At 29.9% G+C, this 24080-nt stretch carries 26 protein-coding genes and 1 tRNA gene; 22 read left to right on the top strand and 5 right to left on the bottom strand.

Annotated features, from left to right (window positions below):
* Positions 1–38 precede the first annotated feature (38 nt).
* The 18 genes from AC5YGC_RS01005 (at position 39) to AC5YGC_RS01090 (ending at position 15759) form a co-directional block, all read left to right on the top strand.
* Entirely contained in the window at positions 39–362 is a 324-nt protein-coding gene (locus AC5YGC_RS01005; RefSeq protein ID WP_496139806.1) for a 5-formyltetrahydrofolate cyclo-ligase, read from the top strand.
* Positions 350–796, top strand: a complete 447-nt coding sequence (locus AC5YGC_RS01010; RefSeq protein ID WP_496139807.1) for a cell division protein ZapA — start codon at positions 350–352, stop codon at positions 794–796. The genes AC5YGC_RS01005 and AC5YGC_RS01010 overlap by 13 nt, the downstream gene beginning before the upstream one ends.
* A gap of 4 nt (positions 797–800) precedes the next feature.
* The gene (locus AC5YGC_RS01015) at positions 801–1346 is read left to right on the top strand and encodes a 5-formyltetrahydrofolate cyclo-ligase (RefSeq protein ID WP_502314030.1); all 546 of its coding nucleotides are present in this window, start codon (positions 801–803) and stop codon (positions 1344–1346) included.
* A complete protein-coding gene (locus tag AC5YGC_RS01020; protein WP_496139808.1) occupies positions 1343–2149 on the top strand; it encodes a TIGR00282 family metallophosphoesterase in 807 nt (268 codons plus the stop codon). The genes AC5YGC_RS01015 and AC5YGC_RS01020 overlap by 4 nt, the downstream gene beginning before the upstream one ends.
* Positions 2150–2154: 5 nt before the next feature.
* Positions 2155–2880 carry a YebC/PmpR family DNA-binding transcriptional regulator gene (locus AC5YGC_RS01025; protein ID WP_496139809.1) on the top strand — a complete coding sequence of 242 codons (726 nt, stop codon included), beginning with the start codon at positions 2155–2157 and terminating at the stop codon, positions 2878–2880.
* Positions 2880–3374 (top strand): crossover junction endodeoxyribonuclease, encoded by a 495-nt coding sequence (locus tag AC5YGC_RS01030; RefSeq protein ID WP_496139810.1) that lies wholly within the window; start codon positions 2880–2882, stop codon positions 3372–3374. The genes AC5YGC_RS01025 and AC5YGC_RS01030 overlap by 1 nt, the downstream gene beginning before the upstream one ends.
* 53 nt (positions 3375–3427) lie before the next feature.
* Entirely contained in the window at positions 3428–4102 is a 675-nt protein-coding gene (gene tolQ / locus AC5YGC_RS01035; protein ID WP_496139812.1) for a protein TolQ, read from the top strand.
* 1 nt (position 4103) lies between these two features.
* Entirely contained in the window at positions 4104–4520 is a 417-nt protein-coding gene (tolR, locus tag AC5YGC_RS01040; RefSeq protein ID WP_415315467.1) for a protein TolR, read from the top strand.
* 5 nt (positions 4521–4525) lie between these two features.
* The gene (gene tolA / locus AC5YGC_RS01045) at positions 4526–5335 is read left to right on the top strand and encodes a cell envelope integrity protein TolA (RefSeq protein WP_496139813.1); all 810 of its coding nucleotides are present in this window, start codon (positions 4526–4528) and stop codon (positions 5333–5335) included.
* Between the two features lie 2 nt (positions 5336–5337).
* A complete protein-coding gene (tolB, locus tag AC5YGC_RS01050; protein ID WP_496139814.1) occupies positions 5338–6678 on the top strand; it encodes a Tol-Pal system beta propeller repeat protein TolB in 1341 nt (446 codons plus the stop codon).
* An 85-nt stretch (positions 6679–6763) separates the two neighbouring features.
* Positions 6764–7249 carry a peptidoglycan-associated lipoprotein Pal gene (gene pal / locus AC5YGC_RS01055; RefSeq protein WP_496139815.1) on the top strand — a complete coding sequence of 162 codons (486 nt, stop codon included), beginning with the start codon at positions 6764–6766 and terminating at the stop codon, positions 7247–7249.
* Between the two features lie 87 nt (positions 7250–7336).
* Positions 7337–8311, top strand: a complete 975-nt coding sequence (ybgF, locus tag AC5YGC_RS01060) for a tol-pal system protein YbgF (protein ID WP_496139816.1) — start codon at positions 7337–7339, stop codon at positions 8309–8311.
* A complete protein-coding gene (gene tilS / locus AC5YGC_RS01065; protein WP_496139817.1) occupies positions 8271–9326 on the top strand; it encodes a tRNA lysidine(34) synthetase TilS in 1056 nt (351 codons plus the stop codon). Before ybgF ends, tilS begins: the two co-directional genes overlap by 41 nt.
* A 51-nt stretch (positions 9327–9377) precedes the next feature.
* Positions 9378–11264, top strand: coding sequence for an ATP-dependent zinc metalloprotease FtsH (gene ftsH / locus AC5YGC_RS01070; RefSeq protein WP_496140299.1), 1887 nt, complete (start codon positions 9378–9380; stop codon positions 11262–11264).
* Positions 11265–11545: 281 nt separating this feature from the next.
* Positions 11546–12322, top strand: coding sequence for a dihydropteroate synthase (folP, locus tag AC5YGC_RS01075; protein ID WP_496139818.1), 777 nt, complete (start codon positions 11546–11548; stop codon positions 12320–12322).
* A complete protein-coding gene (glmM, locus tag AC5YGC_RS01080) occupies positions 12322–13653 on the top strand; it encodes a phosphoglucosamine mutase (protein ID WP_496139819.1) in 1332 nt (443 codons plus the stop codon). The genes folP and glmM overlap by 1 nt, the downstream gene beginning before the upstream one ends.
* Before the next feature lies 1 nt (position 13654).
* Positions 13655–14467, top strand: a complete 813-nt coding sequence (gene thiD, locus AC5YGC_RS01085) for a bifunctional hydroxymethylpyrimidine kinase/phosphomethylpyrimidine kinase (RefSeq protein WP_496139820.1) — start codon at positions 13655–13657, stop codon at positions 14465–14467.
* Positions 14467–15759: an adenylosuccinate synthase gene (locus AC5YGC_RS01090; RefSeq protein ID WP_496139821.1), complete on the top strand. Its 1293-nt coding sequence runs from the start codon at positions 14467–14469 to the stop codon at positions 15757–15759. Before thiD ends, AC5YGC_RS01090 begins: the two co-directional genes overlap by 1 nt.
* On the opposite strand, the gene rpoH is transcribed toward AC5YGC_RS01090, so the two are convergent.
* Both rpoH and AC5YGC_RS01100 read right to left on the bottom strand, forming a co-directional pair.
* Positions 15756–16649 (bottom strand): RNA polymerase sigma factor RpoH, encoded by an 894-nt coding sequence (gene rpoH / locus AC5YGC_RS01095; protein WP_496139823.1) that lies wholly within the window; start codon positions 16647–16649, stop codon positions 15756–15758. The two genes, AC5YGC_RS01090 and rpoH, sit on opposite strands and share 4 nt — an antisense overlap.
* 41 nt (positions 16650–16690) lie before the next feature.
* Positions 16691–17671 (bottom strand): RluA family pseudouridine synthase, encoded by a 981-nt coding sequence (locus tag AC5YGC_RS01100; protein WP_496139824.1) that lies wholly within the window; start codon positions 17669–17671, stop codon positions 16691–16693.
* 29 nt (positions 17672–17700) lie between these two features.
* Between AC5YGC_RS01100 and AC5YGC_RS01105 the strand changes: the two genes are divergently transcribed.
* Positions 17701–17777: transfer RNA gene (locus AC5YGC_RS01105), tRNA-Arg, on the top strand.
* 204 nt (positions 17778–17981) lie between these two features.
* Here the strand turns inward: AC5YGC_RS01105 and AC5YGC_RS01110 are convergent.
* Both AC5YGC_RS01110 and AC5YGC_RS01115 read right to left on the bottom strand, forming a co-directional pair.
* Complete coding sequence (locus AC5YGC_RS01110; protein WP_496139825.1) at positions 17982–18935, bottom strand: hypothetical protein; 954 nt, start codon at positions 18933–18935, stop codon at positions 17982–17984.
* Positions 18936–18990: 55 nt separating this feature from the next.
* The gene (locus AC5YGC_RS01115; RefSeq protein WP_502314031.1) at positions 18991–19923 is read right to left on the bottom strand and encodes an L-threonylcarbamoyladenylate synthase; all 933 of its coding nucleotides are present in this window, start codon (positions 19921–19923) and stop codon (positions 18991–18993) included.
* Positions 19924–19943: 20 nt separating this feature from the next.
* On the opposite strand from AC5YGC_RS01115, the gene AC5YGC_RS01120 reads away from it, so the two are divergent.
* Genes AC5YGC_RS01120 through dxs form a run of 3 tightly spaced genes read left to right on the top strand, consistent with a single transcriptional unit; the run spans position 19944 to position 22964 of the window.
* Complete coding sequence (locus AC5YGC_RS01120) at positions 19944–20189, top strand: exonuclease VII small subunit (protein ID WP_496139826.1); 246 nt, start codon at positions 19944–19946, stop codon at positions 20187–20189.
* Positions 20179–21051, top strand: coding sequence for a polyprenyl synthetase family protein (locus AC5YGC_RS01125; RefSeq protein ID WP_496139827.1), 873 nt, complete (start codon positions 20179–20181; stop codon positions 21049–21051). Before AC5YGC_RS01120 ends, AC5YGC_RS01125 begins: the two co-directional genes overlap by 11 nt.
* The gene (gene dxs, locus AC5YGC_RS01130; RefSeq protein ID WP_496139828.1) at positions 21051–22964 is read left to right on the top strand and encodes a 1-deoxy-D-xylulose-5-phosphate synthase; all 1914 of its coding nucleotides are present in this window, start codon (positions 21051–21053) and stop codon (positions 22962–22964) included. The genes AC5YGC_RS01125 and dxs overlap by 1 nt, the downstream gene beginning before the upstream one ends.
* Before the next feature lie 11 nt (positions 22965–22975).
* Here the strand turns inward: dxs and aroC are convergent, their stop codons facing one another.
* Complete coding sequence (gene aroC, locus AC5YGC_RS01135) at positions 22976–24058, bottom strand: chorismate synthase (RefSeq protein WP_496139829.1); 1083 nt, start codon at positions 24056–24058, stop codon at positions 22976–22978.
* Positions 24059–24080 lie beyond the last annotated feature (22 nt).

The following is a 24080-nucleotide window of genomic DNA, read 5'->3' on the forward strand; positions in this document are numbered from 1 at the left end:
ACTTAGAAGACTCAATTTAATAATATAAATATATATATATGAAAACAGACAGTGAAAAAGAAAAAAAGCTTAGTTTTGCACTTAATAGATTGAAGAGTTTAAATTTACAAAACCCGACATTAAAGTCTAATTTAGAAAACTTAAACATTCAAAAAAATCAATTAGAAATTGAAAAAAATCAAATCGAAAAAAAATATCAAAATTTAGAAAGTGAATACAAAGCTCTTAATCAAAAATTAGAAGATATTAACCAGCAAAAAATAGAAGAACAAAAAAAAGAGACAGAATTTTCAGAAAAAATAGATGAATTAAATCAAGAAACAGATACTTTGTTAGAAGAAATAGACAAATGGCAAATGTAAATATTAAATTTAATGGTAAGGAATTCCTTCTATCTTGTGATGATGGACAAGAAGAGCATTTAGAAGAGTTGTTAACTCATATTAATGAAAAATTTAGCAATTTAAAGAATGATCTAGGAAACATAGGTGAAAATAAACTTCTATTAATCACCTCAGTTCAAATAATGGACGAATATTTTGAAACTAAAAAAAAAGTAGCACAAAAAAAAACTGAAATTGAAAATTTATCAAATAAATTTAGAGAATTGAAATCATTAGTTTATGATTACAGAGATAAAAAAGAAAATGAGATGAAAGAATTACAGCAAGATCATGAGAGTTTTAAAAAAGAAATAGAAAAAAATAAAGAAGATTATGAAAAAATAATCGAAGCAGCCACAGATGAAATTGAAAGCTTTGTCGAAAAAGCAAATTTAGAAAATCCAGTTCAGTAGATTTGTGTTAAAGTCTAAATTAAGAAAGAAAATTCTTAAAGTTAGGCAAAAATTTAATACAAAAAATATTCAGCTCAACTTTAACCAAATCATAAAAATTCTCAAAAAAGAAAAGATAACCAATAAGATTATAGGTGGATACTATCCAGTAAACTTTGAGATAGATGACTTGGAACTGTTAAGAAAATTTAAAAAGAATAAATTTAATATTTCTTTGCCTGTAATTAAGAAAAACTTTCAAATGGATTTTTATTCATGGTCATTCTCTGAGCCTTTAAAAATAAGTAAATACGGGATACCTGAACCAGAAAACAAAAATATAGTTTACCCAGATGTTTTATTAATTCCCTTGGTAGCATTTGATAAAAATTTGAACAGACTTGGATATGGTGGTGGATATTACGATCGATTAATTGAAAAATTATCAAAAAAAAAAAATATTATAAAGATAGGTTTAGCTTTTTCTGTTCAAGAAATTGATAAAGTGCCAATTAACATGTATGATGAAAAATTAGATTATATTGTAACAAATAAACATATTATAAAATGAAAATACTTTTCTTAGGTGATGTAGTTGGCATTTCAGGGCGATCGATGCTTCTGAATAATTTACTCTCAAAAATTAAAAATGAAAAAATTGATTTTGTAGTTGTTAATGGTGAGAATGCAGCTGACTCAGGTGCTGGTCTTACAGAGGAAATATGTAAAGATTTTTTTAATTGTGGGGTAGATGTTATTACAACGGGCAATCATGTGTGGGATCAGAAAGAAACCATGTCTCATATTGAAAAAGAAAATCGACTTCTTAGACCTAAAAATTTATTTGAACCATCTCCAGGAAAAGGCTTTGGAATATTTACTACTAAAAATGAGATGAGAGTGGGAGTGCTTAATTTGATGGGAAATGTTTTTATGAAGAAGTGTGAAGATGTATTTGAAGCAGCTGAAAAATTTATGAAAAAATATAAGCTTAAAGAAGATTATGATTTTCTATTAGTCGATTTTCATGGAGAAATAACAAGTGAAAAGACAGCTATGGGTCATTTTTTTGATGGAAAAGCAACATTGGTTGTTGGAACTCACACACATATTCCAACAAATGATACTAGAATATTAAAAGGTGGTACTGCTTATCAAACAGATGCAGGAATGTGTGGTGACTACGATTCAGTTATTGGAATGAATAAAGAGAATTCAATTAATAGGTTTTTAAAAAAAAAGTCTACAAAGCACTTTCCATCAATTGGTGAAGCTAGTTTGTGTGGTGTGATTGTTGAATGTGATATAGAAACTGGGTTAGCTAAAAATGTAGAAAATTTTATATATGGAGGAGAATTAAAAAATTCTCAATAATTATTATGTCGGGTCATTCAAAATGGGCAAGTATAAAACACTCTAAGGGAAAAGCAGATAAACAAAGATCTAAAGTATTTTCGAAATTATCTAAAGAGATAAGTGTAGCAGCAAAACTAGGTGATAAAGACCCTGCAATGAACCCAAGACTTAGGTCGGCAATTCAAGCAGCAAAGTCAGCTAACATGCCAAAAGATAATATTGAAAGAGCTATTGCCAAATCTTCTGCTAACTCTGAAACAAATTATGAAAATTTAAGATATGAAGGATTTGGTCCAGATAAAATAGCTGTGATCGTAGAAGCGTTAACCGACAATAAAAACAGAACAGCTTCCAATGTTAGATCCATATTTGTAAAAAGTGGAGGTAATTTAGGGACTCAGGGTTCTGCGTCACATAACTTTAATCAGTTAGGGATTATCAAAATTGATAAAAAAGAAATCTCAGATGAACAAATTTTTGAACTAGCAATTGAATCTGGTGCAGATGAATGTATTTCAAATAATGAATTTCATGAAATTCAATGTCCTATGAGCGAAATTTATAATGTAAAAAAAAACTTAGAAAAAACAATTGCAAATTTTATTTCAACAGAGATTGAATGGGTTCCCTTAAATAGTGTAGATGTTGAAAAAGATAAAGTGGAAGCTGCAATAGAGTTTTTAGAAACATTAGAAGATGATGATGATGTTCAAAGTGTTTATTCAAACATAAACTTTAATAATAGTTAATGCTTATTATTGGAATAGATCCAGGAATAACAGGTTCTATTTGCTTTTTTCAAGATGGCAAAATAATTGATGTTATTGAAATGCCCAATATGCCAGAAGGGAAAAAAAATAAGAAACAAGTTAATGGTGCACAAATTTATTATGAAATTTCCTCAAGGATTAAAGATATAAAAAAAGAACATATTAAAGTTATAATTGAGCAAGTATCAGCAATGCCAGGTCAGGGTGTTACTAGTATGTTTAATTTTGGACAATCATTTGGTATCTTAAAAGGAATCTGTTCTGCAATGCAATTACCAATGTATTTTGTAAGGCCAACTAAATGGAAAAAGTATTTTAACCTTATTAATTCAGAAAAAGATGCCAGTAGAACAAAAGCAATAGAGGTATTTCCTTATTTTTCATCAGAGTTATCAAGAAAAAAAGACTCAAATAAAGCTGATGCAATATTAATTGCTAGCTTTTATTACGAAACCTACAAACTAGAAGAATAAATTAAGATTTTAAAAGTCAAATTCATGACACATTTTAGTGTGAAACCTTAAATATGGAAGCAGATATTACATCTCAAGCAGTAGGCCTTGCCTCAAATACTGATTTTTCTTTGTGGAATTTATTTTTAAGAGCAGACTTTATTGTAAAGTCAGTAATACTTATGTTGATTGGTTGTTCTATATACTCATGGGCTGTTATTATTGAAAAATTTAGACTATTTAAAAAAATCAATCTAGAATCTGAAGAATTCGAAGAAAAATTTTGGAAATCAAAATCGGCAGAAACTTTTTATAATAGTTTGCCAGCTGATGTAGAAAACCCAACAGCTTTATTGTTTAAAGATACAATGCAAAGCTTATTAAAAGTCAAAAGTAAAACTAACCTAAATGAAAGAATGGCAAGTATACTTGAAGTTAACATTGAAAAACAAATTTCAAAAATAGACAAAGGTTTTACTTTTTTAGCAACTGTTGGTTCAACAGCACCTTTTATAGGTTTGTTCGGAACTGTATGGGGAATAATGAACTCATTTCAATCTATAGCAATCTCAAGAAATACAAGTTTAGCAATTGTAGCACCAGGAATAGCAGAAGCCTTATTTGCAACTGCTCTTGGATTATTGGCTGCAATACCTGCGGTTGTTGCTTACAATAAATTTAATAATGACTCAAAAAAATATTCACAAAGATTAGAGAATTTTTCTAAAAGATTTTTATCAATAATATAAAATGACTTTTAAACTCAATCGTTCATCAAAAGAGCCTATGAGTGAAATAAATGTTACTCCATTTGTTGATGTAATGTTGGTGTTATTAATTATATTTATGGTAACAGCACCATTATTAACAGTTGGAATACAAGTTGATTTACCCGAAAGCTCTGCAGACTCATTACCTGAAGAATTAGAACCATTAACATTATCTATAAATTCTAAAGGTGAAATATTTATTCAAGAGTCTAAAGTTGAGTATGATAAAATAATAGCAAAAATTTTAGCTGTATCTAAAAATAGAACAGACACTAGAATTTATGTCCGAGGAGACAAATCAATAAACTATGGTAGAGTTTTAGAAATAATGGGGATGCTATCTGGTTCAGGCTTTACTAAAGTAGCATTAATTTCTGAGCCATATAAAGAAAGGTAACTAAAGTGAATAGAAATGTTGTTATTTCTTTTGGGCTTCATGTATTTCTTGTGATGATTACAGCTATGAGCTTACCATTCCTTGCTAAAAAACCGATTGATCTTCCTCCAATTATATCAGTTGAGCTGATTCAAATCACAGACAAAACGAATATTCCTTTTGCACCTAAAGCAAAAAAAATAATAGAAAAAGTTAAAGAAAAAGAAAAAAAATTAGTTTCTGAACAGGCACCACCAAAAAAAATAAAAAAACAAAAGCCGGATGCTGTTCCATTGCCAGATGAAAAAATAGAAAAAATAAAAAAAATTAAAGATGAAAAACAAAACCCAGAAAAAGAAGAGACAGAAATTAAACAAATTTCAGAATTTGAAAAAAAAGAACTATTTGACACCAATAGTATCGCAGCATTAATTGATAAATCTAAGACTGAGAGTGCAGAAACAAATAAAAAATCTGATAAAGTTACCCAAGATCAAGATAAAGAAATGGATTTTGCTGGATTAACTTTAAGTGAAGAAGATGCTCTAAAAGCTCAAATTTTTGGTTGCTGGAGTATTCCTCTAGGGTTACCTTTTAACGAAGATTTATTAGTTAGAATTAAGTTACAATTAAAGCCAGATGGCTCTATTATAAAAACTGAGATTCTTGATCATGCTAGAATGAATAGGCCTGGACAGGGATTTTATAAAGTATTAGCTGAAAGTGCATTAAGAGCTATAAAACTTTGCCAACCTCTTAGAGTGCCTAGTACAGGTTATGAAAGATGGAAAGATATGCAGCTAAACTTTGATGCTAGAGAAATGTTAGAAGGATAAAAATGTTATTAAGATATTTATTTATATTATTTATTATTATTCCCATTAAAGCTTTTGCTTTAATTGAAGTTGATATTACTAGAGGAAATTTAAATCCTCTACCAGTTGCTGTATCCCCTTTATCAATAGACAATGAATCAAAAGAAAATTTTAAAAAAATTTTAAAAAAAGAAGATCTTGGATCAGAAATTTCAATAATTGTTGAAAATAATTTAAGACAATCTGGTCTATTTAATCCACTAGACAAAAATGCATTTCTTCAAGAGCCAGACGTAGCCAATTTAAAACCAAGGTTTGAGGATTGGAATTTAATTAAAGCACAAGCTTTAGTAACAGGCAAGGTTACGTTTGTAGATGAAAAGCTAAGAGTAGAATTTAGATTATGGGATGTTTTAGCTGGAAAAGAAATGATGGCTTTAGCATTTACTACCGTTCCTAGTAACTGGAGAAGAGTAGGTCATATAATAACCGATAAAGTTTATGAGCGTTTGACTGGTGAAAAAGGTTATTTTGATACCAGAATAATTTATATTGCTGAAGAAGGCCCAAAGACTAACAGAATAAAAAAATTAGCAATAATGGATCAAGATGGTTTTAATAATAAATATTTAACACTTGGAAATGAATTAGTTTTAACACCAAGATTTAGTCCAACCAATCAAATGGTTACATATCTTTCTTATTTTAGAAATTTACCGAGAGTTTATTTGCTTGATATAGAAACTGGAATGCAAGAAGTAGTTGGAGATTTTCCTGGAATGACATTTGCTCCAAGGTTTTCACCTGATGGAAAAAAAATAATAATGAGTTTTGCTAAAGATGGTAATTCTGATATTTATACAATGGATCTTGAAAATAGAATTGTTGAAAGAGTTACCAATCATCCATCAATTGATACATCACCGTCTTATTCACCAGATGGAAAACGAATTACTTTTAACTCAGACAGAAGTGGCTACCAACAAATCTATGTAATGGACAGTAATGGAAAAAACGTTAAGAGAATTTCATTTGGAAATGGATTGTATGGAACTCCAGTGTGGTCTCCAAGAGGTGATTTAATTGCATTTACCAAGCTTCATAAAGGAAAATTTTACATTGGAGTAATGAGAACAGACGGAAAAGGTGAAAGACTGTTAACAGAGAACTTTTACCAAGAAGCTCCATCATGGTCTCCAAATGGGAGAGTGCTTATCTTTTACAGAGAGACTAAGACGAATTCAAAAGGAGAAGGATTTTCAGCTAAATTGTGGTCTATTGATTTAACAGGGTATAATGAAAAAATGGTTGAAACTGAAACAGATGCATCTGACCCATCATGGTCATCATTATTAAGCAATTAGTCTTTAAAAAGCTTGATTTTTTATCTTGAAACATCTAATTAGTTGTGAAAAAGTATGTAAATCAAATAAGATTTAAGGAGCAATAATGAACTTAAGTAAAATTTTAAAGAATGCATTTCTAATAATATTGGCAAGTTTAGTTTTAACAGCTTGTGCAACAAAAAAAACATCTACAACAACAGGACAAATGCAGGGTGACACTTATACGGGCACAGATACCGTAAAAGAGTTAGCCAAAGGTGTTCCAGATAGAGTTTTCTTTGCAACTAATGAAATTGTACTAACAACAGCTTCAAGAGAAACTTTAAGAAAACAAGCCGGATGGTTAAGAAAGAATTCAGATATTAATGTTGTATTAGAAGGTCACGCTGATGAAAGAGGTACAAGAGAGTACAACTTGGCATTAGGTGAAAGAAGAGCTAATTCAGCAAAAGACTATTTAATGACTTATGGAATTTCTTCAGACAGAATTTCTGTATTAAGTTATGGTAAAGAAAGACCAGTAGATTCTGGATCTAACCCTTTAGCTTGGTCTAAAAATAGAAGATCAGTTACTGTTAAAGCTAACTAAATAATCTAGATAATTCTTAAAAGACCCTATCACATTTGTGAATAGGGTCTTTTTTTTGCCATCATTATAATTACTACTCAGTTTATTATGCTTAATTATAAAAAGATAATTCAATTAAAGTTAATATTAGTATTTATATTTTTTCCAAATATTATTTTTGCAGATAACCATAATATAAATGAAATCTTAGATTTAATTCAAAAGGATTTAAAAACTCTAGAAAGAGCTGTTTACTCAGGATCAACTAATTCAAATAGTCAAAAAAGCACAAATGAAAACTCTGAAGATGTTTTAACAAGGCATCTTTTAAAATTATCTGATGTTGAAAAACAATTTCAAGAGCTTACTAATAAGTTTGAAGAAATTAACTTTAAGTTAGATAAATTATCAAATAGGCTTTCTAAGGTTCAAGCAGATAATCAAATTAGATTTCAAGATGTGGAAAATGCTTTGTCATCTGGAGAGGTTGGAACAAAATTAACCTCAATACCAAAGGAGCAAGCAAACAAAACTTTACCAGGCTCTTCACAACCTCAAGACTTGGGATCAATTTCATATAAAGACACAGAAAGTGGAGAAACTAGTCAGCAAATACAATCAGTAGAAACTACTTCATCAATTGTGACAGAAAACTTTGAATCAGAAAAAAATATACTTCCAGATACCTCTCCAGAAAAACAATATGAATTTGCAACCAGTTTTTTAAAGGTAGGTGACTATAGCACTGCAGAAAGAGCCTTTAGAGAATTTGTAATAAAAAATTCAGAGCATAAATTGGCAGGTAATGCTCAATATTGGTACGCTGAAACCTTTAGAATAAGGCAGCTCTATACAGATGCCGCCACTGCTTACCTTGAGGGATATCAGAAATATCCAAAAGGTGACAAGGCTCCTATAAATTTATTAAAACTTGGTGTATCAATGGTTCAAATAGGAGAAAAAGAGCAAGGTTGTAAAATGATTGTAGGAGTTCAAGAGCAATATCCTAAAGCAAATCAATCTGTGCTTCAAAAAGCAAAATATGAATCAAAAAAGTTTGAGTGCTCAAAACAAAACTCATAAAAAAATTCTTAGTTTTTTAAAAAATCAAAAAATTTCTAAAGTTTATAGTGAATTCTCTTCCTCTTTAGATGCTAAAGAAAATTTAGCGGTAGCAGTTTCAGGTGGACCTGATAGTTTGGCACTATCTTACTTGGCTAAATGCTATTCAATAAAAAATAAAATAATAGTTAAATTTTTTTTAGTTGATCATAAACTCAGACCTGAGTCGACAAAAGAAGCTGCCTCAGTAAAAAAAATTTTACAAAAAATTGGAATTACATGTAAAGTATTAAGTTGGAAAGGTAAAAAACCTTCTACAAATATTCAATCTTTAGCAAGAGAGGCAAGATATTCTTTACTGGCAAAAGAATGTAAGAAAAATAATATTAAGCACTTACTGTTAGGGCATCATTCAAATGATTTATTTGAAAATTTTCTAATTAGAGTTGTTAGAGGAAGTGGGTTAAATGGACTGGTATCTTTTAACAAAAGTGTGAAATACAAAGATGAAGATCTAAATATTTTAAGACCATTACTCAACTTGGAAAAAAATGATTTAATTAATATTTCTAAAATAGTATTTAAATTTTTTATCAAAGATCCATCCAATATTAATGAGGTGTATAAAAGAACAAGAATTAGAACCTTATTAGAATCTCTTGAAAAAGAGGGATTAGATTTAAAAAAACTAAAATTAACTATTGATAATTTAAGAGACTCAGACAGATCAATAAAGTTTTATGTTAAAAAAAATTTAAAGGATAATTCTGTACATATTAAAACAAAAAGTACCTGTATTTTAAATCATAATTTTTTTGACCAATCTCATGAAGTTGTTTTTAGATCTTTGACATTTATTATTCAAAAAATAGGAAAAAAATATTATCCTGTTAGAGGAAAAAGTATTAATGAGTTGATCAATCGAATAACCCTCAAGACATTTTCAAAAATAACTTTAGGAGGCTGTTTTGTTGAAAGTATTAATGAGACCATATTAATATCAAGAGAAAACACTAATAAAGTTAAAGTTTTGTAACAATTTGACACTTGTTTAATTAATAATAATTATTATCTTATTAATATGAATATGAAGAATTTAGCCATGTGGGCAGTAATTGTTTTTTTAACAATAGGCCTTTATAATATGTTTAAAAACCCTCAAGCTAATGTGGGCAAAGGAAACTCTATTATATTTTCAGAATTTTTATCAGAAGTTGATAATGGTGGAGTTGTAAAAGTAGACATTCAAGGAAACAATATTAGAGGGGTGCTAGCTAATGGAAATACTTTTTCTACTTATTCACCAAATTATCCAAATTTAATTGAGAAGCTATCTGAAAAAGGTGTAAGTATATCAGCTGCTCCTATAGAAGCTAAGATGCCTTCTTTGTTTGGAGTTTTATTGTCGTGGTTTCCAATGTTACTATTAATAGCTGTTTGGATTTTCTTTATGAGACAAATGCAAGGTGGCAAAGGTGGGGCCATGGGCTTTGGTAAATCTAAGGCTAAATTGATGAATGAATTAAAAGGTAAAGTTACTTTTGATGATGTTGCTGGAGTAGAAGAAGCTAAAGAAGAAGTTGAAGAAGTTGTTCAATTTTTAAAAGATCCTAAAAAGTTTAGTAGACTTGGTGGAAAAATACCAAGGGGATGTTTATTAGTTGGTCAACCTGGAACGGGTAAGACTTTACTTGCTAGAGCTATTGCTGGAGAAGCAGAAGTTCCATTCTTTACTATATCAGGATCAGATTTTGTTGAAATGTTTGTAGGTGTTGGAGCCTCAAGAGTTAGAGACATGTTTGAGCAAGGTAAAAAAAATTCACCCTGCATTATTTTCATAGATGAGATAGATGCTGTTGGAAGAAGTAGGGGGGCTGGGCTTGGTGGAGGTAATGATGAAAGAGAACAAACTTTAAACCAACTATTAGTTGAAATGGACGGTTTTGAAACGAATGAAGGTGTAATAATTATTGCGGCTACAAATAGACCTGATGTATTAGATCCTGCATTATTACGACCAGGTAGATTTGATAGACAGGTAGTTGTGGGACTTCCAGATATAATAGGAAGAGAAAAAATATTAAAAGTTCATGTTAAAAAAATTAAAATGGCTCCTGATGTTAATTTAAGAACAGTAGCTAGAGGAACTCCTGGTTTTTCAGGTGCAGATTTAGCAAATATAGTTAATGAAGCAGCATTACTCGCTGCAAGAAAAAATAAAAGACTAGTTACTCTAACCGAGTTTGAAGAAGCTAGAGATAAAGTGATGATGGGGTCAGAAAGAAGATCCATGGTCATGACTGAAGAAGAAAAAACATTAACAGCCTACCACGAAGCAGGACATGCAATAGTAACTATTAATGAGGATGCAGCTCATCCAATTCATAAAGCAACAATCATTCCAAGAGGTCGAGCCTTAGGAATGGTTATGCAGCTACCTGAGAGAGATCAGCTATCCCAAACAAGAGAACAGCTTCATGCTCAATTAGCTATAGCTATGGGTGGAAGAGTAGCAGAAGAAATCATATTTGGTGAAGATAAAGTTACAACTGGTGCATCTAGTGATATTGAGCAAGCAACACAAAGAGCAAGAGCCATGGTGATGCAAGCAGGCCTTAGTAAAGAGTTGGGACCAGTTGCTTACGGCTCGAATGAAGAAGAAGTATTTTTGGGTAGATCTGTTGCCAGAACTCAAAATATGTCTGAAGAAACTTCAAAAAAAGTAGACTCAGAAATTAGAAAAATTGTAGATAAGGGTTATGAAAGAGCAAGAACAGTTTTAACTGAAAAAATTGACGATCTACACAAATTAGCTAAAGCTCTTTTGACTTATGAAACACTTTCAGGTGAAGAAATAGAAAACCTGATAAATAAAAACATATATCCAAGCAATAAAGAAGATTTAAAGGTTCAAGATGAAGATAAAGGCTCAGCTTTAAGCTCAATGGGTCTTAAGCCAAAAATAGTTCATTAAAACTAAATGAAAAAATATTACACAAGAGTGTGTAATTTTGCTTATGGTAAATCTTCGGTTGAATTAGTTAGAAAAAAAAAAATCTCCCACTAAACGGTAATAAGAAAATTTCATTTGGAAAAATTGAAATCCTTACACGAACTTCAGTCAAAATAATTGATCTTAAGGATATAAAAAAATTATCTAAGTCACTGAAAGAAAAAATTAATAAAGATCTCAAGATTATTGTTAAAAAAAATAAAAATTTTTCAAATTTAAACTTTAATAAAACTCCCAATATAATGGGTATATTAAATTTAACACCAGATAGCTTTTCTGATGGTGGTAAGTTTAATAAAAAGAAAACAGGAATATCTCATGCAAAAAATTTATTTGAATCTGGGGCGGACATTGTTGATGTTGGTGGAGAGTCAACGAGACCTGGATCTAAACCTATAAGTAAAAAAGAAGAATGGAATAGATTAAAAAAAATATTAAAAAATATTAATAAAAAAATTCCATTATCATTAGATACAAGAAAATCAGAAATTATGAATAAAGGGATACGGGTAGGAGTTAAACTTATAAATGATGTATCGGGGCTTAGTTATGACTCTAAGACAGTCGAGGTACTGAAAAAAAGCAGAACTCCATTTGTAATTCAACATTCACAAGGAACACCAGAAAAAATGCAAAAAAATCCTAAATATGATAATGAATTATTGGATATTTACGATTTCTTTGAACAAAAGATTAAATTTTTAATATCCATGGGCATAAAACACAATAATATCATGATTGATCCAGGGATTGGTTTTGGAAAAAATTTGAAACATAATATGAATTTAATTAGGAGTGTTTCTATTTTTCATACTCTTGGTTTTCCTATACTACTTGGACTTTCTAGAAAAAAATTTATTAAAGATTTATCTGGAAAAAATGATAGCAAAGATAGATTAGGTGGAACAGTGGCCTCTTCTTTGTACGCAATAATGCAAGGAGTCCAGGTTCTAAGAATTCATGATGTGAATGAATTAACACAAAGTATAAAGGTATTTAAAGAGTTAATAAAAAACTGATGGTAAAAAAATATTTTGGAACAGATGGAATAAGAGGTGCTGTTAATAGTAAATATATTAATGGAGACATGTTTTTCAAATTTGGTCTTGCAACAGGGACTTATTTTAAAACTCAAAAAAAAAAGAAACAAATAGCAATAATTGCTAAAGATACGAGACTATCAGGGTATAGCTTAGAACCTGCGCTAGTATCTGGACTTACATCGGCTGGCATGCACGTTTATACATTAGGCCCACTCCCAACCAATGGTTTAGCGATGTTAACAAAACTAATGAAAGCAAACATGGGAATTATGATTACAGCATCCCATAATCCATATCATGACAATGGGTTAAAGTTATTTGGACCTAACGGGTTAAAACTGTCAAATAAAATTGAAAAAAAAATTGAGACTTTAATTGATCACAAAATTGAAAAATCTTTATCACAACCAAAGAAATTAGGTCGGGTAAAAAGGTTAGAAACTGGAAATAAAGATTATATAAAAATTTTAAAAAAAAATTTTCCAAAAGATTTTAATCTTAGGGGTTTAAGAATAGTTATTGATTGTGCCAATGGCGCTGGATACAAAGCTGGACCTGAATTGCTAAAATCTTTAGGTGCCAAAGTATTTTCAATTGGGATAAATCCTAATGGGCTTAATATTAATAAAAATTGTGGCTCTACGTTTCCAAATAAGATTAAATTTGCAGTAAAAAAATATAAAGCACACATAGGAATCTCTCTTGATGGAGATGCTGATAGAATTATTATGTGTGATGAAAAAGGCATTATAATTGATGGAGATCAAATAATTGCTGCAATAGCAATTAGATGGAAAAGAAAAAAAATGTTAAGAGGAGGAGTGGTTGGCACCTTAATGTCTAACTATGGATTAGAAAAATTTTTTAAACTAAATAATATAAAATTTTTAAGATCAGATGTGGGAGATCGTTTTGTAAAAGAAAAAATGCAAAAAAATAATTTTAATTTAGGTGGCGAGCAATCTGGACATATTATTCTAGGTAAATTTGCAACTACTGGAGATGGCCTGTTAGTTGCTTTAGAAGTTTTATTTTCATTAAGAAAAGGAAAAAAAGCTAGTAGTTTTTTTAATACCTTTAAGAAAACTCCACAAATATTGGAAAATGTTAACGTTAAAGACAAAAGTATAATTAAAAATATCAATGTTAAGAATTCTATAAAATTAGCAGAAAAATTAATTAAAGGACAGGGTAGAATATTAGTTAGAAGTTCAGGAACTGAATCTAAAATCAGAGTAATGGGAGAGAGCAACAATAGTAAATTACTTCAAAAATGTTTGAAAATTGTATTAAAAAAAATTAAATAAATTGAAACCAAAATCTAAAATATTAATTATTGCTGGATCAGATTCATCTGGTGGTGCTGGTATTCAAGCTGATATTAAAACTATCACTGCTTTAGGTTCGTATGCAATGACAGCAATAACAGCAGTCACAATTCAAAATACAACAGGTGTAAAATCAATAGTGCCAATTGATCCAAAGGAAATTTCCAACCAAATAGAATTTACTTCAAAAGACATTAAACCAGATGCTGTAAAAATTGGGATGTTACATTCTACAAAAGTAATAAAATCAGTAATTCACTCACTAAATCTTATTAAAGTTAAAAAAATAATTTTAGATCCTGTTATGGTTGCTAAAGGTGGCGCAAAACTTATTGATGATAAGGCAATTCAATTATTAAAAAATGAATTAATTAAAAAAGTTAGTTTAATAACTCCCAATATTCCAGAAGCTGAAATATTAACTAAAACTAAGATAAGAACAAAGGAAGATATGATTTTTGCTGCCAGCATATTAATCAAATTAGGTGCAAAAAATGTTTTTATAAAAGGTGGTCATTTAGAGTCTAAAATTGTCCAAGATATTTTTGTAAATAAAAATGAAATTTTCATTATAAAAAATAAAAGAATTACAACCAGGAATACGCATGGCACTGGTTGTACCCTTTCTTCTGCTATTTCTACATTCTTTTCATGTGGAAAAACCTTAAAGAAATCTTGTGAGCTCGCAACTAAGTATGTACACAATTCAATAAATTCAAATCTTAAATTTGGTAAAGGTCATGGACCTATCAACCATTTAAGTTCAGTAACAGTAGAAAAAAAATTTAGATAATGAAAAATGTTGTAGTTGTTGGGTCTCAGTGGGGTGATGAAGGAAAGGGTAAAATAGTTGACTGGCTATCTGACCAAGCAGATATTGTTATCCGTTTTCAAGGAGGACACAATGCTGGACACACATTAGTAATTGATGGAATAACTTATAAGTTAAGACTACTTCCTTCTGGGATTGTAAGAAAAAATAAAATTTCTATTATAGGAAATGGAGTCGTTGTTGACCCTTGGGCACTATTAGAAGAAATAGAGGAAATTAAATCTAAGGGTGTTGAGGTTAATGTAGATAATTTTATAATTTCAGAATCTGCCAATCTTATTTTGCCATTTCATAGAGAGATGGATGAAATAAGAGAAGATGCTGCTGGAAAAGGAAAAATTGGAACAACAAGAAGAGGAATTGGGCCAGCCTACGAAGATAAAGTAGGAAGAAGATCAATCCGTGTTATGGATTTAAGATCTGAGACTAATCTAGACCACAGATTAGAAACAGTACTACTTCATCATAATGCAATTAGAAAAGGATTGGGTAAAAAAAATTTTGAAAAAAACAAACTTAAAGAAGAACTTTTAAAGATTGCTCCAGAAATATTAAAGTTTTCTCAACCCGTGTGGCTTAGAATTGATGAGTTTAAAAAACAAAAAAAAAGAATATTATTTGAAGGTGCACAAGGAATACTGCTTGATGTAGATCATGGAACCTACCCTTTTGTAACATCATCTAATACTGTTGCATCTGCTGCAGCTACAGGAACTGGCTGTGGTCCTAATTCTATTCATTATGTTCTTGGAATAACAAAGGCCTACACAACCAGAGTTGGTGAAGGACCTTTTCCTACTGAGTTAACAGATGATATTGGAGAATTACTTGGTTCTAGAGGAAAAGAATTTGGTACTGTCACTAGTAGAAAAAGAAGATGTGGTTGGTTTGATGGTGTTTTGGTTAGACAAACAATTAAAATTTCAGGTATAGATGGAATAGCGTTAACTAAATTAGATGTTTTAGATGAATTAGATGAAATTAAAATGTGTGTTGAATATGAACTTAATGGAAAGAAAATGGAGTACTTACCAGCTGCTGTTGAGGATCAGTTAAAAATCAAACCAATTTATAAAACTTTTCCTGGCTGGAAAAGTTCTACCCAAGGAATAAAAAATATTGAAGCTTTACCGGAAAATGCCAAAAATTATATATATGCATTAGAAGATTTTGTTGGGACAAAAGTTTCAAGTATCTCAACAAGCCCTGAGCGAGAAGATACAATTCTTTTAGAGAATCCTTTTGAAGTTTAGTTTACTGGAAGTAAGTTTTTAGATTTAGCAGATAGCAACATGTGTTTTTGAAGCTTTTCAAATGCTTTGTTTTCAATTTGTCTAACTCTCTCTCTACTAATTTCATATTTTTTGCTTAAATCTTCAAGCGTTGTAGGCTCATCATTTAATCTTCTGGAATACAAAATCTCTTTTTCTCTTTCATTAAGAATTTTTATAGAATCTTTAAGTAAGCTTTGTCTTTGACCCATTTCTTCTTGATGTGCAAATTTAAGATCATGGTCTAGCTCTTTATCTACCAACCAGTCTTGCCATTCGTCACCATCTTCTCCAACCTGAGCATTTAAAGAAAACTCTTTACCTGAAAGTCTTCTATTCATTGAAATCACTTCATCTTTTTTAACATCTAGTTTGTTAGCAATTTCATCTACATGTTCAGGTCTTAAGTCACCTTCAGACTGAGGCGCAATTTGATTTTTAATTTTCTTTAAATTAAAAAATAATTTTTTTTGTGCAGTTGTTGTTCCTATTTTTACTAAACTCCAAGATCTTAGAATGTATTCTTGGATAGAAGCTCTAATCCACCACATTGCATAAGTTGCTAATCTGAATCCTTTCTCCGGTTCAAATTTTTTAACAGCTTGCATTAACCCAACATTTCCTTCTGAAATCATTTCATTTACTGGAAGACCATATCCTCTATAACCCATCGCAATTTTTGCCACGAGTCTAAGGTGGCTAGTAACAAGTTTTTCTGCAGCTTTAACATTGCCTGTTGCCTTCCAATTTTTTGCTAGCATATATTCTTCTTCAGCTGCCAGCATAGGAAATTTTTTAATCTGCTCAAGATAAACAGATAAACCACCTTCATTAGATAGTGCTGGAAGATTACTTTTTATTGTAGCGCTCATAGTTTTATTTATTTAGTTAACTATAGTATTATTTCAAGGTTTTATTTGTCAGTATTTCTAAGCAATATTAAAATATTTTCAAGTTCTTGTGGTAAAATTGAGGTAAAAGTCATTTCATCTTTAGTTTTAGGGTGAATGAAGCCCAGTGTTTGTGCGTGCAGAAATTGTCTATCCAATTTATAAATTAGGTTTTCTAAGCTAGTATCGATATTTTTAAGTTTTTTATATTTCTTTTTATATTTACCATCGCCCATAATGCTGTTGCCCATATGTGTCATGTGAACTCTTATCTGATGTGTTCTTCCTGTCTCCAATCTACATTCAACCAAACTTAGTGTGGGTGTTTTATCATTTTCAAAAATCTCTATAGTTTTGTAATTGGTGATTGCTCTTTTACCTTTAGAACTACTAACCTCCATCATTTGTCTATTTTTTGAACTTCTAGTTATGAAGGTATCGATTTTCCCGGAAGAAGGTCTAAGTTTTCCCCAAATTAAGAGCTGATAAACTCTTATAATCGTGTGCTCGCTAAATTGATGTGATAAATTTTCGTGTGTCTCATTATTTTTAGCAATGACTATTAATCCTGACGTGTCTTTGTCAATTCTATGAACTATGCCTGGTCTTAGTTCGTCACCTATTGTTGATAAAGAGTCCTTGTTATAATGCATTAAGGCGTTAACAATTGTTTCATCATAATTTCCTGCACCTGGGTGCATAATTATACCTGCTGGTTTGTTGATTATTAATAAATCATCATCTTCATAAACAATTTGTAATTTAAAGTTATATGGTTTTAAGGATGCTTCTTTAGGTTCTGGAATTTGAAGATTTATTTCATCTCCAATCAGCACTTTTTTTGATGGGTTATTAACAATATGATTATTTATTTTTAATTTTTTTTTAAGAATTAAATTCTTAATTCTAGTTCTGCTAATTAAACTCTCTCTTTTATTAATGAATACATCAAGCCTAAGATTACTTTCATCTTCTCCAACTATTAAATTAATGTTTTTTTCCATAAAATGTAATACTAATACTAATACTATATGCGCTTGTAGCTCAACTGGATAGAGCGTCTGACTTCGGATCAGGAGGTTCTGGGTTCAACTCCTAGCAGGCGCACCATTTTATCCAATATAAATTATAGATATCTCCTTTAGTTACCTCAAAAATGAACTAAAATGGTGGAATTAAGTTGGTTATATTTATTTTAAAAATTAAAAATTCTTTGTAATCTATTGTTTGTTGAATTTATCATTATAATATTTTGAGGCTATTCACTTTATATAAAATTTAATTACAAATGATTATTATCACAATAAATTGAATTCATTGTATTTTAATTTTAAATCTTGTGGATTTGTAATTATCTCTTTTAATGTAATAGTTGTCTTCTAAAAATGAATATATTAATTGATGCTTTCTACTTATGAATTTCTTTGAATTAATTTTCCTTGAAAATATGGGAACATCAATTGAGAAGGGTGTCTGAAAAGTTAAAACTATCAACTTTCTTTTATATTTAGACTTTCTGCTCCCATAATGATAACATCTACATGTATCTAACATATAAGCCTCATTAAGTTTAAGCGTAGCTTCTTCTTTTTCGCTTGTTGATAAAAATTTATAGATCACTTCATCAGGGACTTTTTCAGTTTTATTTTTTATAAATTTTTCTTTTTTTAATTTTTTGTATATCTCATAGCTTTTTTTAGCATCTATAAAAGATAGTGGCCCATGGTCTACGGTAATCTCTTCAACAGGTATATAAACCCTTACTTGCTTGATATCTTCACCGTCTGTATGAAATTCTTGACTTCTATTTGGCTGGTTCTCTTCATTGGGCGAAAACCAGTATTCCATTTTGATTACTACAGGCAAACAACCCATATATTTTGTAATAATGTCAGATAAATCGTCAATAATATTAATTATATCTTCATCAGTTTTAATATCTAAAGTTTGTAAAATACTTTTTTGTTGATACTTACTATCAAAATTCAATGTATGAAAATTATTTCTCAAATTTTCTAATGATTTTTTAGATTTATCGCTTAATAATTTATTAATACCAAATTTAAAGAACCCATTTTGATTAAAATTATCTACATTGATATTTGATAAATAAGCCTGCCGTTCAACAAATTCTTTATTATGAATAGTTTTCATAAATTTAAAAAAAAAATTATTAAAATTATATGATCCAGTAGAATATGCTCTACCAAATCTACAAAATTCAATACGTTTTTTAACTAATACAATTTTTTTTATTAAATTTTTCATCTAGTAATTTTTTAATATGTATTTTATGATAATTTGCAAAAGAAAGAAATAGTTATTAAAATTTTGATGCCCTGTATAGACGATCGTTTATAGCTTTTCCTAATCCTTTATTTATAATTTTTTCTACAGCAATTGATTTATAACCTTTATTTTTTATTTTCCTTAAACAAGAATAAAGATTTTTTGCAGCCTCATCTAAATTATTTTTAGAAGTTAGATAAAAATAGTTTTTTGATTTAGTTTTTTTTTTTTTAATCATTATAAAGGCTTCATCATTATTTGGTTTTGTCACATTCATACGTAAAGGAATACCAGGAGAATAATGTAAACAAGATTGACCAGGTGCTATTTTTTTCTTAGGATTAATAGATATATTTATCTTAAAACCTAAAGTTTTTTTAATTTTTAGGATATCAAGACCACCCAATCTTAGTATGGATGGTTTGCCTGTAAGGTCAATTATTGTAGATTCTATTCCAATAGCACATAAACCTCCATCTAAAATATATTTAATTTTATTTCCAAATTCTTCCTTAACATCTTTTGCTTTAACGGCACTTAATTTTGTTGTGATATTAGCACTAGGTGCAGCTAATGGATAATCTAACTGTTTTAGTAAATTTTTAAATAATACGTGTTTTGGAAATCTTACTGCTAAACTTTTCTTATTATTAGTAACATATTTAGAAATCTTAGAATCTTTCCTTAATTGTAATACGTATGTTATTGGGCCAGGTGAAAATTTTTTATAAAGTTTAGTAAAATTATCATTTATCAAACAATCTTTTTTAAGAGAATCGATATCGTGATAATGTACAATTAGAGGGTTGTTTTTTGGTCTTTTTTTTAAATTAAAAATCTTTTTTACTGCTGAATTCTTGTATGCATTGGCTGCTAGACCATAAACAGTTTCAGTAGGTACGCCAATACAGTAATTTTTATTAAGGTATTTTTTTGCTTTTTTGATATTTGATTGATTGGATTTCATGTATTAATAATTATTATTATATGAAAGATAAAAATTTACCACTTGATAATAACACACAGTCTCTTGAGGAGCTAACAAAAGAAGCAAATAATATTATTGAGTCTTTAGAGTCAGAAAAAGACTTACAGAATTCAATTGACTCATATCAGCGGTTATTAAAATTAAATAATACTATTGAAAAAAAATTCCATAAAACTTCAAAAATGATCAATGAAGAAACAAAAAAAAAAATTAACAATATAAGTTCAAAAAAAAATGCAAAATAAACTTGCTAGAATAGCAAAAGATACAAATTTATTTTTAAAGCGATTTATTAAAGAACAAAAAAGAACTGAATTAGTTTCAGCTATGGAATATGGCTTATTTCCAGGTGGGAAAAAAATTCGGTCAAAAATTTTAATTGATATAGGAGCTATATTTAAAATTAATTATAAAACATTAATTTCTATTGGTGCTGCAGTTGAATGCATTCATGCTTATTCATTAATACATGATGATTTACCCTGTATGGATGATGATAAAATACGAAGAGGAAAAATTTCTACACATATTAAATTTGGAGAATCAACAGCGGTACTTGCGGGAAACTCACTTTTAACAATGGCTTTTGAAATCTTGGTTAGTTCGAACTTAAAGATAAATGAAAAAATAAAAGTTGATTTAGTAAAAAAACTATCTGAGTCTTCTGGACATTTAGGAATAGCTGGTGGTCAGTATTTAGATCTTAGTTTTGAAAAAAAAAAAGTTTTTAAAAATAAAATTATAGAGATGGAAATAAAAAAAACTGGTAAACTTTTTAGCTTTTGTTGTGCTGTTCCAATTATAATTAAAAGAAAAAATAATAAGCAAATAAAGTTTTTTGAAAATATAGGGTCAAATATTGGACTTTTATTTCAAATTGCTGACGATTTAATAGACTTTAAAGGCTCTACAGTCATTGCTGGTAAAATAACAGGCAAAGACAAGAAAAAAGGTAAAGCTACTTTAATCAGTTTACTAGGATATCAAAATGCTATTAAATATGCTGACAAAATTAAGTCTAAAATAATTAAAGATTTAAATAAATATAGTTCAAACACTAATAGTTTAAAAGAAACCTTAGATTATATTTTAGAAAGAAATAAATAATGCAAGACTACAAATTTTTAAAAGATATTAATTTTCCTTCTGATTTAAGAAAATTATCAGAGAGTGATCTTCAAGAAGTTTCTAATGAGGTTAGAAAAGAGATGATTGAAGCAGTATCTGAAACGGGAGGACATTTAGGTGCAGGTCTTGGGGTTGTTGAGCTAACTGTTGCCTTGCATTATGTATTTGACACTCCAAATGACAGGCTGATTTGGGATGTGGGTCATCAAACTTATCCACATAAAATTTTGACTGGAAGAAAGTCAAAAATTAAAACTTTGAGACAAGGTAATGGATTGTCTGGTTTTACAAAAAGATCTGAGAGTGAGTATGATCCATTTGGTGCAGCACATAGCTCAACATCAATATCATCTGCTCTAGGTATGGCAGAAGCAAGCAAATTATCTAATAAATTAAACAATATAATTGCAGTCATAGGAGATGGTGCAATTAGTGCAGGTATGGCATATGAGGCGATGAATAACGCAGGTGCTTCAAAAACTAAGATGATTGTTATCTTAAATGATAACGATATGTCGATTGCAAAACCAGTAGGTGCTATGAGAACCTATTTAGCTAAACTTTTAACAGGAAAAATTTATTTTAGTTTAAGAGAAACTTTTAAATTAATAGCTTCTGCTTTTTCTAAAAGATTTAGTGCAAAAGCTGGAAAAGCTGAGGATTTTTTAAGATCAGCTGTAACTGGTGGTACTTTTTTTAATTCTTTAGGTTTTTATTATGTTGGTCCAATAGATGGACATGATTTATCTACACTTATACCAATTTTAAAAAATGCAAGAGACTCAAAACATCAAGGCCCAATAATGATTCATGTAAAAACTCAAAAAGGTAAAGGCTATTCTTATGCTGAAAAAGCTAGTGATCATTATCATGGTGTTTCAAAATTTAATGTTGTAACTGGTGAACAGGTGAAAAGTGGAACAAACCTTCCAGCTTATACAAAAGTTTTTGCAAATACCTTAGTTAAACATGCAGAAAGAGACAGTAAAGTCGTAGGCGTTACTGCTGCTATGCCAGGAGGAACAGGTATGGATATTTTTGCTAAAGATTTTCCAAAAAGAATGTTTGATGTTGGAATTGCTGAACAGCATGGAGTGACTTTTGCTGCAGGACTAGCAACGGAAGGTTATAAACCATATGTTGCAATTTATTCGACCTTTTTACAAAGAGCTTATGATCAAGTAGTTCATGATGTCGCTATCCAAAGTTTACCTGTGAGATTTATAATAGATAGAGCAGGCTTGGTAGGTGCTGATGGATCAACTCACGCTGGTTCATTTGATATTACTTATCTCTCTACTCTTCCTAATTTTATAGTAATGGCACCAAGCGATGAGTCAGAATTAGTTAAAATGATAAATACATCTATGATTATTAACGACAAACCTTGCGCTATTAGATACCCAAGAGGAAATGGCATTGGAACGGAATTACCATCTATAGATGAAAAAATAGAAATAGGAAAAGGAAGGATTATTCAAGAAGGAAAACAGGTTTGTATTTTAAGTATAGGAACTAGATTGGAAGAATGCAAAATCGCAGCTGCAGAATTAAAAAATAAAGGAATTGAATCAACGATAGTTGATGCACGTTTTGCTAAACCTTTAGATCAAGAGCTTATTTTAAAGTGTGCAAGAGAACATGAGGTAATGATTACTGTAGAAGAAGGCTCTATTGGAGGTTTTGGCTCTCATGTAGAAAATTTATTATCAGAAAAAGGTATATTCGATAAAGGTTTAAAATTTAGAGCCATGATATTGCCTGATATTTTTATCGAACAAGACAGTCCAAAAAAAATGTATGACGTTGCTGGTCTTAATGCATCTCAAATATCAAAAAAAATACTAGATATTTTATTTACAAAAGAGTCGATAAAAGTAGTTAAAAATTAAATTTAAAGAAATTAGCTACACTGAGCTTTATTCATTAGATAATGGTCTAATAAAACGCAATTCATCATTGCTTCTCCAACTGGTACTGCACGAATGCCAACACAAGGGTCATGCCGACCTTTAACGGAAATTGTAGTATTTTTTCCAAACTTATCTATAGTTTTTCTAGTTGTTAAAATAGACGAAGTTGGTTTGACAGCAAATGAAACAACAATCTCTTGTCCCGTTGAAATACCACCAAGAATTCCACCTGCATTATTGGAATCAAATTTTAATTTTTTACCTTTTTGTGAAATTTCATCTGAATTTTGTTCTCCACTTAATTGCGCAGAGTTCATTCCCGAACCAATGTCAACACCTTTAACAGCATTAATACTCATCATTGCAGAAGCAATATCCATATCTAATTTAGAATAAATTGGAGCACCTAAGCCAACAGGAATTCCTCTAGCTCTTACCTCAATAATTGCACCACAAGATGATCCAGATTTTCTTATATCTAGCAAATATTTTTCCCAAAGTTTTAGCATATTTTTATCAGGGCAAAAAAAGGGATTTTTATTAATTGTTAGATCGTTCCATTTGCTAGTATCACATCCCAATATTCCCAGTTGAGTAACAGCACCTACAACTTTAAATTTTTTACCTAATTTATTCTCTAAAACTTTTTTAGCAATTGCACCTGCAGCAACTCTTGCAGCCGTTTCTCTTGCAGAGGATCTTCCACCACCACGGTAATCTCTTATTCCATATTTCTTAAAGTACGTAAAATCAGCATGCCCAGGTCTAAATTTATCTTTGATATTTCCATAATCTTTTGATCTCATATCTTGATTGTAAATAATTAAAGAAATAGGCGTCCCAGTCGTTTTGCCTTCAAATACACCCGATAAAATTTGAACTTTATCATCTTCTTTTCTCTGTGTTGTAAATTTTGATTGTCCTGGTTTTCTTTTATCTAGCTCAACTTGAATATCTTGCTCTTTTAAGTTTATATTAGGTGGGCAACCATCAACGACACAGCCTAATGCTGGGCCATGAGATTCTCCCCATGTAGTGAAACGAAATTGCTTTCCAAAAGTATTAAATGACATTATCTATAGTATATAGATTATT

It is taken from the genome of Candidatus Pelagibacter sp. uisw_138, from assembly GCF_059512485.2.

Bases quoted from the DNA above. Each gene is read 5' to 3' on its own strand.
- rpoH (WP_496139823.1), bottom strand. From the start codon at position 16,649: ATGAGCGCTACAATAAAAAGTAATCTTCCAGCACTATCTAATGAAGGT.
- tolB (WP_496139814.1), top strand. From the start codon at position 5,338: ATGTTATTAAGATATTTATTTATATTATTTATTATTATTCCCATTAAA.
- AC5YGC_RS01025 (WP_496139809.1), top strand. From the start codon at position 2,155: ATGTCGGGTCATTCAAAATGGGCAAGTATAAAACACTCTAAGGGAAAA.
- ybgF (WP_496139816.1), top strand. From the start codon at position 7,337: ATGCTTAATTATAAAAAGATAATTCAATTAAAGTTAATATTAGTATTT.
- AC5YGC_RS01110 (WP_496139825.1), bottom strand. From the start codon at position 18,935: ATGAAAAATTTAATAAAAAAAATTGTATTAGTTAAAAAACGTATTGAA.
- tolQ (WP_496139812.1), top strand. From the start codon at position 3,428: ATGGAAGCAGATATTACATCTCAAGCAGTAGGCCTTGCCTCAAATACT.
- AC5YGC_RS01010 (WP_496139807.1), top strand. From the start codon at position 350: ATGGCAAATGTAAATATTAAATTTAATGGTAAGGAATTCCTTCTATCT.
- AC5YGC_RS01030 (WP_496139810.1), top strand. From the start codon at position 2,880: ATGCTTATTATTGGAATAGATCCAGGAATAACAGGTTCTATTTGCTTT.
- AC5YGC_RS01020 (WP_496139808.1), top strand. From the start codon at position 1,343: ATGAAAATACTTTTCTTAGGTGATGTAGTTGGCATTTCAGGGCGATCG.
- AC5YGC_RS01090 (WP_496139821.1), top strand. From the start codon at position 14,467: ATGAAAAATGTTGTAGTTGTTGGGTCTCAGTGGGGTGATGAAGGAAAG.
- AC5YGC_RS01120 (WP_496139826.1), top strand. From the start codon at position 19,944: ATGAAAGATAAAAATTTACCACTTGATAATAACACACAGTCTCTTGAG.
- ftsH (WP_496140299.1), top strand. From the start codon at position 9,378: ATGAAGAATTTAGCCATGTGGGCAGTAATTGTTTTTTTAACAATAGGC.
- glmM (WP_496139819.1), top strand. From the start codon at position 12,322: ATGGTAAAAAAATATTTTGGAACAGATGGAATAAGAGGTGCTGTTAAT.
- AC5YGC_RS01100 (WP_496139824.1), bottom strand. From the start codon at position 17,671: ATGGAAAAAAACATTAATTTAATAGTTGGAGAAGATGAAAGTAATCTT.
- AC5YGC_RS01005 (WP_496139806.1), top strand. From the start codon at position 39: ATGAAAACAGACAGTGAAAAAGAAAAAAAGCTTAGTTTTGCACTTAAT.
- tolR (WP_415315467.1), top strand. From the start codon at position 4,104: ATGACTTTTAAACTCAATCGTTCATCAAAAGAGCCTATGAGTGAAATA.
- AC5YGC_RS01125 (WP_496139827.1), top strand. From the start codon at position 20,179: ATGCAAAATAAACTTGCTAGAATAGCAAAAGATACAAATTTATTTTTA.
- pal (WP_496139815.1), top strand. From the start codon at position 6,764: ATGAACTTAAGTAAAATTTTAAAGAATGCATTTCTAATAATATTGGCA.
- aroC (WP_496139829.1), bottom strand. From the start codon at position 24,058: ATGTCATTTAATACTTTTGGAAAGCAATTTCGTTTCACTACATGGGGA.
- AC5YGC_RS01115 (WP_502314031.1), bottom strand. From the start codon at position 19,923: ATGAAATCCAATCAATCAAATATCAAAAAAGCAAAAAAATACCTTAAT.
- dxs (WP_496139828.1), top strand. From the start codon at position 21,051: ATGCAAGACTACAAATTTTTAAAAGATATTAATTTTCCTTCTGATTTA.
- tilS (WP_496139817.1), top strand. From the start codon at position 8,271: ATGAATCAAAAAAGTTTGAGTGCTCAAAACAAAACTCATAAAAAAATT.
- folP (WP_496139818.1), top strand. From the start codon at position 11,546: ATGGGTATATTAAATTTAACACCAGATAGCTTTTCTGATGGTGGTAAG.